Genomic DNA, 13,780 nt, shown 5'->3' on the forward strand with positions numbered 1-13,780 from the left:
TGGGGTTCTCCGCAGGATATGCGCGAAACCCAAAACCCCTTGCTTCCCCGAGGGGAAGCAGGCCGATGTTGGATCTGGCAATGGAAGCATTCATGCGGACTTTTCAGGCAGGGGAGGGAGAAGCCTGAAACGTGGCCGAGCATTAAAGGTAGTTTTACGTAGCGCCATGGGGATGTTGCCCCAATCGGCATGGGGGCATTTCCCATGAAGTCGGGCTGGCCGACCTTCGGGGAAGCGTGTTAGAGGCTGGCCCGCAATGAGATCCTCCCCTGCAATCCGGGCTTGTGTGGCCGGTATCCTGATGACGGCAACCCGGAGTCATGGCCTCGGCATCGAGTTCACCTATCACGATCCGGAGGTTCTCGCCCGGGGGAACGCCGGGGTCGCCTCGAACGGCAACGCTTCGGCCGTCTACTACAATCCGGCGATGCTCGGCACCGGATCCGGATCCGAGCTGCTGATGACCGGCTATGCCCTTGATTACAAGGTGGATCACACGGGCGCGGGGGGGCACAGCGACCTCAAGGACGGCCCGGCGGTGGCGGCCAGCGCATTCGCCGCGACCCCGCTCTGGGACGGCGCGGCGCTCGGGTTCGGCTTCTACTCGCCGTTCGGCCAGAAAAACGAATGGCCCGACAATTCACCGCTGCGCGGATATGCGACGGATACCGAGCTGTTGTTCCTTGCCGGGACCGCGGCGGTTGGTTTCGACATCACACCGTGCCTGCGTTTCGGGGTGTCGGCGAGCGTGGTGAGCAGCAGCGCGGACATCAACCGCGGGGTTTTCGTGCCCGGCGACAGCTATTCCATCGAGGGCGACGGCCACGGCTGGGGACTCGGTGCCGGCTTCACCTGGGAACCGGCGGAAGGCCACCGGATCGGGGCGACCGGCCGCTACTGGTCGCCGGTCAAGTACAAGGGACACAGCACCACCGTGCTGAGCTTTCCCGCCCCGTCGGTGGCCGTGGCGCCGGCGGAGTCGGAGCTCGACTTCCCGCTCGAGGCCACGATCGGCTACGCCTACACGCCGAATGCGAACTGGCTGTTCGAGGTCGATGTGACCTGGATCGGGTGGTCGTCGTTCGAACGGTTCGAGGTCTCCAGCCCGGGCGGAACTTTGGTCGAACCGATGCAGTGGGACGACAGCCTGACCTTCATGCTCGGAGTGACCCGCAAGTGGGATTCCGGCTGGTGGCTCGGTGCCGGCTATTGGTACGCCGAACAAACCACCCCGGACCAGACATTCAATCCCCGCCTCCCCGACATCGACCTCCACGTGGTGAGCATCGGCACCGGTTACCGGACCGAGTGCTGGGCGGCCGAGTTCACCTACCAATATGGCTACGGCGAACCCCGGCAGATCAGCGGCAGTGCACCGACACTCGCCGGCGCTTCCGCGGACGGGAAACTGAACTACCACGCCCACGGCTTCTCGGCGGGCCTGCGCTGGTTCTTCTGAGATCCTCCGCCTCCGGCTTCCCCCGGGGGAGCCCAGGGGCCACCGCACTTCTCCCCATGAGCGATCCCAACGATCACTGGATGCCCTTCCGCCGGCGCGGCGACGGGCTGGACGGCAGCGAGGTGAGCGCGCGGATCCGCCGGGATGTCATCCAGCCTCTGGAGGCACTGGTGGAGAAGGTGGGACACCCCCATGCGGGGATCCCCGAGGACTCCCGGCATTCGCTTGAAACCGTGCTGGCCGTGGTCAGCGAGTCCTTTGCCACCACCGATCACGCGGGCTCGGTGGAGACAATCGACCAGGCCTGGCAGGGCTGGGAGGCGAAGCTCCAGGGCTTCACCCGGAGTGGCGGCGAGGTGAGCCTGCGGCGGATCGGCAAGGTGGCAGACCTCGGCAAGGAGGCTACGCGCCAACTCTATCTGGCAGTGCGCGAAGCGATCGGCAACGCGATGCGCCACGCCGCCGCCGGCCGGATCGAGGTGCTGATGGTGCCGTGGCAGAAAGGCTGCGCGGTGACGGTCGCCGACAACGGCCAGGGCATTTCACCGACCAAGGCGGGGGGCATCGGCATGAGCACCATGCGCCGCCGGATGGCCCGCTGCGACGGCGAGGTGCTGGTGCATCCGATCGACGGCACCGTCATCGAATTCCGGATGCCGGGTCCGCGCCGGTCGCTGTGGGAGTGGCTGCTTGCCAGCGGGCGCATTGAGCGCGGGGTTTCGGCGGATCATGCCACCGAAATCCGCGAGCGCTGGCAGGAGCGGATCGACCGCTTCGGTGGCCTGGAGACCGTTTTCACCGAGTGGCCGCGTGCCGCCTCGTGGATCGAGGGCCGCCTGCCCGCCGGACGCCGGGCCCCCGATGATCTGGCTTCGACGCGGGATTGGCTGACCGGAGAGATCCGGCGGACGGGGATCGAACACGACCTCGAGGTCGATGAGGATGCCGACCGCGTCCGGTGCCGGATTTCGTGGCACGGTGAGGTCGATCCCTTGCACTGGCTGGAAATGTCGCTGGTCGCCTCCCTCGCCCGGCCCGTCGTGTTGAAAGTCACCGGATCCAGCGGGGTTGAATTGATCGTCGCCCGGCGTCCGGATCACCTGCCGGCGGTGGGAGTCGCCGGGTCCTTCGCGTCGCTGGTCCACAACACCTGGGCCGCCGGTCTGCCCGCGGCCCGCGACGACCTTTCCTCCTATCTCCACGATGTCCTCGCCCAGGAGCTGGTGGCCGAGTCAATGCGCTGGGAAATTTCCCGGGAAAGCTGCCCGCCTGGGCCGCTCCGCTCGCGCTTCGACCAGTGTCAGCACGAACTCCGGCGCATCGCCGTGTTGGCGCGGGGACTTTCCCACGAGATCTCCGGCGATTGACGGGGCGGTCCCTTGATCCGTTGCGGACCTGCCGCGACGTCGGTGTCACGGCAGGTCCTTCCGGAGTGGGCTTCGTGGGGAAACGCGTGGATTATTTGACCCGGACCACGAGCACGCGCCGGTCGAGCTCCATCTCGGCCTCGGTGCCATCCGGATGGCTGGGATATTTCTCACCGAAACCGTGAGCGCCCAAAGCCCGCGTCGGGACCCCGTATTTGACCGTGAGCTCGTCGTAGATGCGCTTGGCACGGTCGGCGGAGAGCTTGAGATTGAATTCGTCGGTGCCGTCGGTGCTGGTATGGCCCTCGATGTCGAATCCGGCGTCGGGGTTGGTCGCCAGCACCTCGAGGATCGCCTTGGCCGTCTGGTCGAGCGCTTCCGCGGACGAGCTGTCGAGAAGGTTGGCGGTCTCCTTCTCGAAAAGCACCGGCAACGTCACGTAGGGCATTTCGCGGCCGTCAACGATCACGACGTGGCGCTCGATGTTGTAGACGCGGGCAGGTTGGCCCGGCTCGCGGACGATCTTGCGCGTTTCCGTGGTTTCAATCGTTCCCGGCACGGCGGGTGAGGGGACGATGGCGAGCTGGCGTCGGACCGCGACGGGATCGAAGGGGTCCGCAACCGGGACGACGGTCGCCCGTTCTTCCACGACTACCGGCGGCGCGGGGATGGTTGTTTCTTCCACGACGACGGGCGGACGGACGGGTTCCTGGGCTTGCAGCGGCAGGAGGGAAAGGAGCAGGAAGCTTGGATGGATTTTCATGTCAGATGAGTTGTTGAGGTTGATGGGCCGGTGAAGCCGGCTGCTGCGGATTTGCAGGTGCCGTGCCCGGATCCACCGGGCGGTCTCATGCGGTGTCGGGGCCTCGGTGCAGCAACGTTTCAGTCTGTTAGATCGGCTGTCGGACGCGTGACGCCTGGTCCGGAACTTGGAGCGGTCCGGGCGATGTGCAGTGCACTGGCGGGACGTGACCTGCACATCGCAAACCGGCTTGCGACGACTCCTTCCTCCGCGACCAGACAAAGACGCCGCTCCGGCACGAATACCGGAGCGGCGGCTCTACCAAGATGCCGGTGACGGCATCAGAAATTGAAACGGAGCCCGGCGCCCACGCCCAGGCCGTCGAACTTGCCGAGGTTAGCCCCGGCAATGTCAACGTCGTCCATCCACAGGTAGCGGACGCCGGTGTAGAGTTCGAAGTTCGGGGTGACGTTGTAGACCACGCCCGCGAAGGCTTGGGCCGACAGCACCCAGTCATCCTCGTTCACGAGACCCGCGGCGACGTCCACGTTCGCGGCACCGGCACCGGCGCCGGCATAGAAGCCGAAGCGCTCATTGAACATGAACTCCTGTTTGAAGTTCAAGGTGACCGGAATGATGTCGACGTCCGCCTGGAGGAACGGGAATACCGTCTCCTCTTCCCCGAGCCAGCCGGATTCGAGGAACAAGGACGAGCCGTTGCCGAAGTTGTAGCCGAGGTGTCCGTTGTAGAACACGTCACCGGCATCGAACATGTAGTCCGCTCCGCCCCCGAGGAACCAACCCTGGTGCTGGGTCGGCGCCGGTTCGCTGTAGATGGTGGTGTTGGTCATTTCCGCTTCACCTGCCATGAGGGCGGCGGGGAACAGCAAGGCCGCGGCAAGCGCGCGGGATGTGGTGTTTGTTTTCATGTGTAGATGTTTTTCGGTGAGATTTGGACGGGTGGATCAGAACGGGCCGGGAACGACGACGTAGCCGTCGGTACGTTGCTGATAGTAGGTGTCGCCCACCCGGTAGTAGCGGTCACCCCCGCGGGTCACGGTCTGGTAGCCGCTCGGGAGGGTGCTGATCACGGCGACATCGCCGCTGACCGTGGCATAGGGAGAGTCGACGATCACATAGTCGCTTCCCTGGGGACGATAGTAGGTGTCACCGGAGGTGTAGTAGCGGGTGCCGCCGACCGTCACGGTGCGGTAGCCGCTGGGCAGGGTGGTGACCACGCTGCCGGAGGAGTAGGTGGTCGTCGAAGTGGTCTCCGGAGTCGTAGACTCGTAGTAGGTGCAGCTCGCGGAGACGGCCATCAAGGCGCAAGCGGCAAGCAGGCTAGGGGTCGTTTTCATGGTCTGGTTCTTTGGTGGTTGGTGGTTCCGTGGTCCGAGCACCGGACGGCTCGTCCGCATGGTGGTGCCGTCCTTGCAATCCGAATGCCGAGAAACGGGGGTGTTGGAAATCAGTCACTTGGAGAAGGGTGGCGCAGGCCGGACCTTGCAAGAATCGACCCAAGAAACGGCGTTGTGCACGATCTGGGACCGATCTAACAAAGCGAGGCGGGCCGGGCTCTCCAGGCACCGTCCGGGAATTCTAACCGAAGACTCGTCTCGACATGGTGCCGGATGAAAATGCCGTGGCGGATGCCGGGCGCGATGGATGCCAGCCGGGGGAAAGCCCGTTGTAGGATGCACGATCTTGCCGGACGGAGGGTGCGAATCTCGCGATTCCGATTCAGCTGGTTTCTGTGGGAACGCCGCAATCATGGGCTTCCCGGGGCGTGGCATGTCTCTTGCGAGGGAGCCTTCGCCATGAACATCGACTCACTCGAAAAACTGCTCATCCACGAAATGAAGGACCTCTACAGCGCCGAGGGCCAGATCCTCAAGGCTCTGCCGGAAATGATTGAAGCGGCGACCTCGCCGGAGCTGAAGACCGCCTTCAGCGATCACTTGAAGGAGACGCACAAGCATCGGGAGCGCCTCGAGAAGGCCTTCAAGATGACCGGCTTCGCTCCCGGCGGTGCCCATTGCGCGGGATGCGAAGGACTGCTCAAGGAGGGTGCGGACATCATCCAATCGATCGAAAAGGGTGATCTCAGGGACGCCGGGCTCATCACCGCGGCGCAGCGGGTCGAGCACTACGAAATGGCCGGTTATGGCGGCATCATCGCCTTTGCCCGCAAGCTCGGCAAAAACGGGATCGCTGAACTGCTGACCGAAACCTTGGAAGAGGAAGGTCAAGCCGACCGGCTGCTGAGCCGCATTGCGGAAAAGGCCGTCAATTTCAAGGCCATGGCCCATGCCTGATCCCCGGGCTCGGACGGAGCGCGCCCCGGAATCCGGGGCGGGTCTCCCCGTTCAACCTCCTGCTGCCATGAAAGCCAACATTCTCGTGATCGACTCCTCGCGCATGACCCCCACCGAGCGGGTCGAGCGTCTCTGCAACCGGCTGATGCCGGAGTGCTATTCGTATCTCATCTGTCCGGGCTGTGGATTCCGCGAGGACAACGCCCACGGGGTGCGCTTCCTCTCCCATGAGCTTGCCTCGCCGCCGCGGCTCGGGGAAGTGGCGGCAATCGTCTCGTTCGCCGGACCCGGGGAGATCGCCGGCCTCGTCGCACTCTATCCGGGCCGGCCGGTCTTCCATGTGCGGCCCGGAGCGCCGGCTCCCCGCGTTTCCGCCATCCTGGCGGCGGTCCGCAGGTCGACGGAAAACGAACGTCCACTCGCGGCGTGACCTGGCTCGGGCGGCGGCGTGGATGCAAATCGCCCGATAGGGTGGAATCCTTGGACACGGGACGCCGGATGGAGTACCCCGCTTCGTGGGCGCGGCTCCGCAAACGACTGATCTCCCGGGAAGCGCGGTGGAGGTGCCGGATTCGTCCGCGCGCTTCGCTCATGTGTGCTTCGTAGGTGCTGCCGACACGTCACCCCCGGTGGCTCCCGATCTGGGGACTCCGCCGGTTCCCTACGGCACCCCGGTCCGCGACCTGATGGAAACGGAGGTCCATGATCCGGTCGACTTGCTGTTCGTGAACCGGGTGCTGCGCACGGCGGGGTTGAGACCCGAGGGTTATCGTACCACCCCGCTGGTCCGGCGGATCCCCGCCTGTCTTCGCGCCGTCAGGGCGGGTTCGAAGGACGCCGCGCTCGAGATGATCGTGGACCATCCCGCGAAGCTGCAGACCGCGGTGAACGCCTTGCTGATCGGCACCACGAGCTTTTTCAGGGACACCGCCACCTTTTCCCACCTGGCGGATGACATCGTGCCGCGCCTGGCCGCCGAGGCGCGCTTGCCGCGGGTATGGAGTGTCGCCTGTTCGGATGGATCCGAGCTGGTATCGGTGGCCTTGCTTTTCGCCCGCCATGGCGCGGCGTCGCGGGGACGTTTTCTCGGCACCGATTGCCGGCCGTCCGCGGTGGCTTCCGCGAAGCGCGGCATCTACACCCCGGAAGCCGTGGCCGCCTTGCCGGCGGATCTGGGTGAGCGCTTCTTCGAGAACTCGGGCAAGGGACGTCATCTGATTCCCGCCATTTCATCGCGCATCGTCTGGAAGGTCTCCGACGTGCTTTCCGAGATGGAGCCGGGGCTCTGGGATTTGATCTTGTGCCGGAATCTCGCCATTTACCTCAACCCGGCGTCGACCCGCCAATTGTGGCAACAGCTCCACGACTCCCTCTCGCCCGGCGGCCACCTGGTGGTCGGCAAGGCGGAGAATCCCCAGCTCCCCGGTCTTGAACGCACCGGTCCGTGCATTTTCCGCAAGAATTCCAATTTTCAATCATGAGTTCCCCGGCCGTCGCACGCGCTTCCCAACCGATCCGTTACTACGGCTCGCTCGTGCTTTGCATCGCGATCACCGCGATCGTGATCTGGCTGAGATTGACGGTTTATCACGACCGCATGTTTCCCATTTCCTCGGCATTGCCGCTGTTGCTTTGCCTGTGGAACCGGGACCTCCGCGTCCTCTACACCATGGCGGTCGCGCTGAGTGCGGTCACCTTCGTGAAATACTTTGCGGTGGTTCCCGACGCGACGTACTCCGACGCCTACGAGCAGTCGATCATCGCCGGCCAGATGGTCAACATCTGGGTCGTGGCGGGAGCCGTGCATGCGCTGATCCGCACCCGTCGCCGGATCATTTCCCAGAACAACTCGCTTGCTGAGCTGAACACCGAGCTGGAAGCCAGCAACGACGAGCTTGCCGCCAGCAATGAAGAACTCTCCGCGCGGGAGGAAGAGATCAGCCGGCAGAACGAAGAACTGCAGTGCCAGACGGAGGAACTCGAACAGCAGTCCGAGGAACTCCGCCAGCAGACCGAGGAGATGGAAGTGCAGAGCCGAGAGTTGCTCGGCGCACACGATGAATTGCTCCGGCGCGAGCGGGGCATGAAGACCTTGCTGGAGTCCGGACGCTGGCTGCGCGCGGACCTGAGCGAAGCGATGGTGATGAACGGCATCTGCGATGCCGCGATGCAGATTCTTGGCGACAGCGTGCACGCCGCGTGCGTGGTGGATGACCGCGACGGCCGCTTGCATCTCGCGGGGGACGCGGGCTTCGGCCTGCATGGCGCGATCACGCCGGATATCCCGTTCTCGGATACCTTCGCGGCCATTGTTTTCGAGAGCAGCCGCACGGCTTTCATCGAAGACGTCCAGTCGCGCCCCGACCTCCGGCTGCCGCAGCCGGGTGCCGGCCGGCCGTTCCGCTCGATCCTTGCCTCACCGATCTGGCAGGCGGGCAAACCGATCGCCGCGCTCGAGGTATTCAGCTCGGAGCCGAGGAAGTGGAGCGAGGAGGAATTCCGCATCATCGAGTGGCTCGCCGCCCAGGCGGCGCTTGCGCTGCAGTCGATCCGCTTCCAGCGGGAGCTCGATGAAAAGCGCATCGCGGCGGAGGAGGCATCGCAGCAGAAGACCCGCTTCCTTGCCGCTGTCTCCCACGATGTCCGCACGCCGGCGAATGCGATTTCGTTGCTCGCCGAGCTGATCGAGCGTTGTTCGAAGGATCCCGAACGGGCGTCGCAGATTCCGGCCCTGGCCCAGAACCTTTGGTCCAATGCCCGCGTGATGATCGATCTGGTCGGCGACGTCCTGGACATCACGCGCTTCGACGTCGGGCGTGTGGACCTCGACCTCACCGACTTCGCCCTCAATGGTCTGGTCGACGAACAGTACCGGCAGGCGCTGCCCCTGGCCGAGACGAAGGGGCTGAAGTTCACCTGTGACTTCCCGTGCGATGACGTGCTGCTCACGACCGACCGCACCAAGCTGTCGCGGGTCGTCGGCAATCTGGTCAGCAACGCGTTGAAATTCACCGAGCGCGGCGAGGTCCGGCTGCACGGCGAGCTGAAGGAAGACGGCTCGTTGGTCCTGAGCGTGATCGACACCGGAATCGGCATCCCCCGCGACCAGCTTGATCATGTGTTCGATGAGTTCCACCAGCTCCAGAACCCGGAGCGGAACCGCGAGAAAGGCGCGGGCCTCGGGCTCGCGATCTGCAGCAGGCTGGTCGCTTGCCTCGGCTTCAAGCTCAAGGTCGAGAGCCTGGTGGGAATCGGCTCCACGTTTTCCATCGTGATCCCCGCGAGCCATTTGTCCGGTGCGGTCATTGCGAAGAAGACTCCCGACGACCCGAGGCAGGCGGATGCCGGTCCGTCGCCGCTCGAAGGCGTCCGGATCCTTCTGGTCGAGGATCACGACACCGCCAGGCAGGTCACGGCGGAGTTGCTCGGAACCGAAGGTGCCCTCGTCAGCCAGGCCGCCAATGGCCGGCAGGCATTGCACATGCTCGAGGAATCCGACCCGGAAATCCTCCTGCTGGATCTAAATCTGCCGGACTTCGACGGGACCGAGATTCTCAAGAGCCTCCAGGTCAAGCGGCCGGGCGCGCTGCAATCGGTCTTCGTGGTAACCGGCGACGTGCGGCCCGAGCGGGTCGAGGAAGTGAAGCTGCTGGGAGCCGACGAGTTGATCGCGAAGCCGGTGACGATCGAGAAGCTGCGGACCGCCCTGCTCGAGCAGCGGCCCGATTTTTCGACATTCAACTGACCCGCATCAAGCCTCGGCGCCGATGTTGGCGATCACGCCGTCCAGCAGGCTGCGCAGGTCGCCAGGTGCGACCGGTTTCGAGAGAAATCCGTCGAAGCCTGCCTTGAGCACGCGCGGTCCTTCGACGTCGGCCTGGGCCCCGCTCAAGGCATGGAGCTGGATGCCGACGCCGCCCGGGCGCCTGCGGATTTCCTCCGCCACCTCGAACCCGCTCATTCCGGGCAGGTTCAAATCGAGGACCACCAGGTCCGGGGAGAATTCGTCGAGGAGTCCGAGCCCGGTTTCGCCGTCGTAGGCGACCTTCACCCGGTGGCCTTCGATCTCAAAAAACATCCCGAGGACATCCGCCGAGGCGCGGCCGTCATCGACGATGAGGACGTTCAAGCGGGTCGATGACTGCGGTGTGGAGGGATAGGGCGGTTGGCTCATGGAAGGGAATCGGCAAGGCAACGTCCGTGACGCGGCGGAACCAAACCCCTCATCCCTCTCCGCGCAACCGAAGATTGTTCGCGGGCAAAATGTCGCCGGCTACTCGTACTGCAGGCCTTCCAGCATGTCGCGGGTCGGATAGCCGGAAATCGATTGCGCGGCGAGCATGGCGGAGGTGGTGGCGGATTCGACGCAGCCGATGTCGATGGAGTTGCGGCACCAGTCGCCGGAGAAGACCAGATTGTTGAAGCCGCTCTCCCACGGGTAGAGGCGGTGAGGGGCGGAGGTGTCGGTCGACAGCACGTAGCGCTCGTTCGGATCGATGTTCATCCGGAAGTACTGCCAGTCGAGGCGTTGCTGTGCGGTGGCATCCGGGTCGGGGTGGTAAAGGGTCATCGGATCCAGCTGCGTGGTGCCGGGGATGCAGGCGCCCGGCCACAGCTCCGCCTCCTTCCGCAACCAGTCGAGGCTGGTCGCCTTGGCGATGGCTTTCTGGCGGGCGGGGTATGCAGGGTCGCTGCCGGCGGGCGGTTCGCCGGGATCGTTCGAGGCCGGGCCGCAGAGATAGAGCAGGTGGGTGGCACCGGGGGTGGCCTCGGTCTTGAGGATGTTGGAGGCGTCGATGACGATGTTGAAGGGGTCGGGACCGGAGCCTCCCATGGTCAGCTCGCAGAAGTGCTCCTGGCCGTCCCAGTTGCCGTGGCCGGCATTGAACCAGAACTGGCAGGCGATGGTCCGGATCGACTCGCTGGTTTCCACCATGGTCCGGAAGCGGGTGTCCCGCTCAAGGAGGGGACCGGCGATGTCCGCGTGGGCACCGGGCGGGATGGCGAGGATCACATGGTCGAAGCGCTCGAGTTCGCCGGCTTCAGGGTCGTTGCGGTCGGCGATCTCGACGGTGTCGGTGCGGTGTTGGCTCCAGTGGGATTCGAGCCCGGGGTCGCCGGGAGAAGGCAAGGTCGCCGGGTCGAGCTGGTCGGCCATCGGGTGCTCCGGCCAGACCGGCCAGAACACCGGCGGCTGGTCGCCGTGCGGCACCGCGACTTCCTTGACGGGGTCATACTCGGTGATGCCGTCCCGCAGCCGGACCTGACGGTTGAAGCGGATGCGCGCGACCCGGTTGCCCAACTGGTTCGGCTCCAGTTTTTCGACCCGGTGGAAGAACTCGAAGTGCACGCCCTGCGCCTTGAGGATGCGGTAGAGGGGCATGAACACGCACTCGCCCATGCCGAGGTTCATGCGGTGGACGTAGGCACCCTTGTAACCGAAGAAGATGCGGAAGAACCCGCGCAGGGCGGCACCGGCGGCGAAGTTCGCGTTGGCGGTGTTGTGGGCGTTGCCCTTTGAGAAGGCGAAGGGGGTGTCGTAGTAGCCGCGCAGGAAGGGCGACTCGGTGACCGAGGGGCAGGCGGCACCGTGGATCTTGAGCCAGGCGAGAAACTCGTGGCGATCGAGCTGATGGAAGGTTTCGTCGCGCAGCAACAGGTCGACCAGGGCGCCGCGCAGGCAGGTTCGGTAGAGGTCGGCGAGGCACAGCTCGCGCAGGGCATTGCCGGTCGGGTTGCGTTTTTTCATCCGCCGCAAGCGCCAGCCGATGTAGTCGAGCAGCCACTTCAGCAGGCGGCCGATCACCGGCTCTCCGTACCAGTGCTTTTCGCTGCCGGCGAGATCGACCAGGCGCTGCGACAGGTAGCTGGCCCAGCCGCTGGGGCCGCCTGGCTGGATGCCGACGGGACAGGTCATCGGCGGCTTCCAGGCGACTTGGCGGCGCAGGAAATGCTCGGCGATCTTGAGGAATGTGCCGACCACCGGCCCGAAGGCGCCGACCTTGCTGAGATTCATCGCCAGGTGGTCGGCCATCCGCCACAGGGTCGAGCGGACGTCCGGGCAGGGGCTCGGGTCGCCGGGTTCGCCGGCATAGCGGGGCAGCTCCATTTTCCACGGCTCCCACCGGTCGTTCTTGAGGTCGTGGTGATAGAAAACCCCCTCGTGGGACTCCATGAAGATGTCCTTGATGGTGCGGAATGGGCCGAGGGTGTGGCCGAGCGCGGCGTGTTTCCGCATGCAGCCGCGGAGCGTCTTGAAGGCGTTCTCGTAGAAGCCGAACCAGACGTGGGGGCCATGTTCCTCGCTGCGGTGCTGTTCGCTGTCGCCGCGGCTGCTGGCACCCTTCCCGCCGAGCCGCCAACCTTGCTGATAGAGGGTGATCCGGTAATTTTTCCGCAGGCGCCGGTTGGCGCTCAACCAGTAGGCGGCGACGCATCCGCCGACCCCGCCACCGAGAATGACGACATGTTCACGCGAGTCTTTCATGGTGGGAGGCGAGGTGCCGGATGAAGCCGATCTCCGCGTCGGCCCCGCATTTGGCGAGGAGTTCCAGGGCGTCGTCGAGCGGTCCGGCTGCCCCCGACTTCAGCGCGTGGTAGCAGCGGGCCCGGGCTTTGAAGAAGCGGGCGCCGAGGCGGTCCGCGGCCTGTGCCGCCTTGTGGAACTCCCTGCCCGGCTCGGTGCCATGGAGGCCGCGGGCGCAGTGGAGGATGGCTTCGCCGATCGCGAAGCTGCGCGCGAACGCGGTGGCGCGGGCGATGAAGCGCCCGGTTAAGGCGGCGAAGCGGGGGTCCTCGGTGAGCTCCGGAGGGCCCCAGGAGCGCATTTCTCCCAGCAGCACCGCCGCGTCGGCCAGCAGGAACTGGGTCGAGGACACGGCGGGGTGGTTGCCCGCCATTTCCTCGGCTTCGCGCAGGCAGTCCATCGCCTGCCAGGGATTGCCCGAGCGCCAGGCGCAGATGGCTCTCATGACGTGGATCGACGACTGGGTGATGGCGTCGCCGCCGTGGACGGGGACCTGCTTGCAATGCTCCTCCGCCTCCTTCGGCCCCAGGCGGGGCAGCGCGTGCAGGCTACCCATCTGGGCCGCCCAGGTGCGCGATTGGCGGTCGGTGCGCTTGACCGCGGATTCGTGCAGGACCTTGGCCCAGGTCGCGGCGCGGGCGAGGTCACCTTTGAAATAATCGACGAAGAAGGCGTGGGTGGCCGCCTCCTCGACCCGCCGGCCGTGGCCGTGGGATTTCCAGAAGGCGACGTTTCCGGACGCCCGCCCGGAGGCCTCCTCCCAGCGCGCCCGGTCGAGGTCGACCAGGCAGCCGACATGCTCGATGTAGGTTTGCTCCGTGGTGTCGCCGACCCGCGAAATCATCCGCCGCGCGATGTTGCGGTAGCGCTCCGCGAGCCAGCGCGGGCGCTTGCCGGACATCGGGCAGGCAATCGCCGCGCACAGCGAGGCCAGCACCGCGCTCTCGCCGTTGCGCGAGGCAAGGTCGAGGGCGGTCATGCAGCACTCCGCGGAGCGCTTCTGGTCGTTCTGGAAATAGGCGATCTCCGCCAGCATCAAGGCCGCCCGCGAGGCGCCGTCGAGGATCGGCGAGGCGGTTACCCCGGCCCGCGGCCGGCCGGTCGCGAACAGGCACAGGTGGCGCCACAGCATCCCGGCGCCGATCGGGAACACTCCCTCCCTGGGGCTCACGCGGTAGAGGACCAGGGCCTTTTCCAGCAGCACCACGGCGTCTTCGACCATGCCCCAGTGGAAGGCCGCCTCACCCTCGATCTGGTAGCGCCGCGCCTTCTGGGCGATCGCGACCGGGTCGCCGCCGTGTTCGTTGGTGCGGTCGAGCTCCATCGCCGCCCGGGCGGTCTCCCGCGCCTCGCGCAGGGCGGAGCGCGCCC

Annotated in this window: 12 protein-coding genes; 6 read left to right on the forward strand and 6 right to left on the reverse strand. The window is 65.7% G+C overall.

Annotated elements, in window-relative coordinates; translation table 11 throughout:
- The first annotated feature begins 301 nt into the window (after nucleotides 1-301).
- Complete coding sequence (locus IG178_RS15930; protein ID WP_226895498.1) at nucleotides 302-1,459, forward strand: OmpP1/FadL family transporter; 1,158 nt, start codon at nucleotides 302-304, stop codon at nucleotides 1,457-1,459.
- Between the two features lie 56 nt (nucleotides 1,460-1,515).
- Entirely contained in the window at nucleotides 1,516-2,826 is a 1,311-nt protein-coding gene (locus IG178_RS15935) for a sensor histidine kinase (RefSeq protein ID WP_193213563.1), read from the forward strand.
- A gap of 91 nt (nucleotides 2,827-2,917) precedes the next feature.
- On the opposite strand, the gene IG178_RS15940 is transcribed toward IG178_RS15935, so the two are convergent.
- From IG178_RS15940 to IG178_RS15950, 3 genes are all read right to left on the reverse strand, one after another.
- Complete coding sequence (locus IG178_RS15940; RefSeq protein WP_193213564.1) at nucleotides 2,918-3,589, reverse strand: OmpA family protein; 672 nt, start codon at nucleotides 3,587-3,589, stop codon at nucleotides 2,918-2,920.
- A gap of 320 nt (nucleotides 3,590-3,909) precedes the next feature.
- The gene (locus IG178_RS15945; protein ID WP_193213565.1) at nucleotides 3,910-4,497 is read right to left on the reverse strand and encodes an outer membrane protein; all 588 of its coding nucleotides are present in this window, start codon (nucleotides 4,495-4,497) and stop codon (nucleotides 3,910-3,912) included.
- A gap of 36 nt (nucleotides 4,498-4,533) precedes the next feature.
- Complete coding sequence (locus IG178_RS15950) at nucleotides 4,534-4,926, reverse strand: DUF6515 family protein (protein ID WP_193213566.1); 393 nt, start codon at nucleotides 4,924-4,926, stop codon at nucleotides 4,534-4,536.
- Between the two features lie 459 nt (nucleotides 4,927-5,385).
- Here IG178_RS15950 and IG178_RS15955 point away from each other — a divergent pair, with 459 nt between their 5' ends.
- From IG178_RS15955 to IG178_RS15970, 4 genes are all read left to right on the forward strand, one after another.
- Nucleotides 5,386-5,883 carry a YciE/YciF ferroxidase family protein gene (locus IG178_RS15955; RefSeq protein WP_193213567.1) on the forward strand — a complete coding sequence of 166 codons (498 nt, stop codon included), beginning with the start codon at nucleotides 5,386-5,388 and terminating at the stop codon, nucleotides 5,881-5,883.
- Nucleotides 5,884-5,950: 67 nt separating this feature from the next.
- Nucleotides 5,951-6,313: a hypothetical protein gene (locus tag IG178_RS15960; RefSeq protein WP_193213568.1), complete on the forward strand. Its 363-nt coding sequence runs from the start codon at nucleotides 5,951-5,953 to the stop codon at nucleotides 6,311-6,313.
- Between the two features lie 199 nt (nucleotides 6,314-6,512).
- On the forward strand, nucleotides 6,513-7,364 hold the full coding sequence (locus tag IG178_RS15965) for a CheR family methyltransferase (RefSeq protein WP_193213569.1): 852 nt from the start codon (nucleotides 6,513-6,515) through the stop codon (nucleotides 7,362-7,364).
- Entirely contained in the window at nucleotides 7,361-9,628 is a 2,268-nt protein-coding gene (locus IG178_RS15970; protein WP_193213570.1) for an ATP-binding protein, read from the forward strand. The genes IG178_RS15965 and IG178_RS15970 overlap by 4 nt, the downstream gene beginning before the upstream one ends.
- 6 nt (nucleotides 9,629-9,634) lie before the next feature.
- On the opposite strand, the gene IG178_RS15975 is transcribed toward IG178_RS15970, so the two are convergent.
- The 3 genes from IG178_RS15975 to IG178_RS15985 form a co-directional block, all read right to left on the reverse strand.
- The gene (locus IG178_RS15975) at nucleotides 9,635-10,057 is read right to left on the reverse strand and encodes a response regulator (RefSeq protein WP_193213571.1); all 423 of its coding nucleotides are present in this window, start codon (nucleotides 10,055-10,057) and stop codon (nucleotides 9,635-9,637) included.
- Between the two features lie 99 nt (nucleotides 10,058-10,156).
- Nucleotides 10,157-12,370, reverse strand: coding sequence for an NAD(P)-binding protein (locus tag IG178_RS15980; RefSeq protein WP_193213572.1), 2,214 nt, complete (start codon nucleotides 12,368-12,370; stop codon nucleotides 10,157-10,159).
- Nucleotides 12,354-13,780, reverse strand: a 1,427-nt coding sequence (locus tag IG178_RS15985) for a hypothetical protein (protein WP_193213573.1), incomplete at its 5' end; no start/stop codon positions are given. The genes IG178_RS15985 and IG178_RS15980, both read right to left, overlap by 17 nt.

Source organism: Neoluteolibacter marinus (genome assembly GCF_014904755.1).
GTDB classification, from domain to species: Bacteria; Verrucomicrobiota; Verrucomicrobiia; order Verrucomicrobiales; family Akkermansiaceae; genus Haloferula; species Haloferula marina.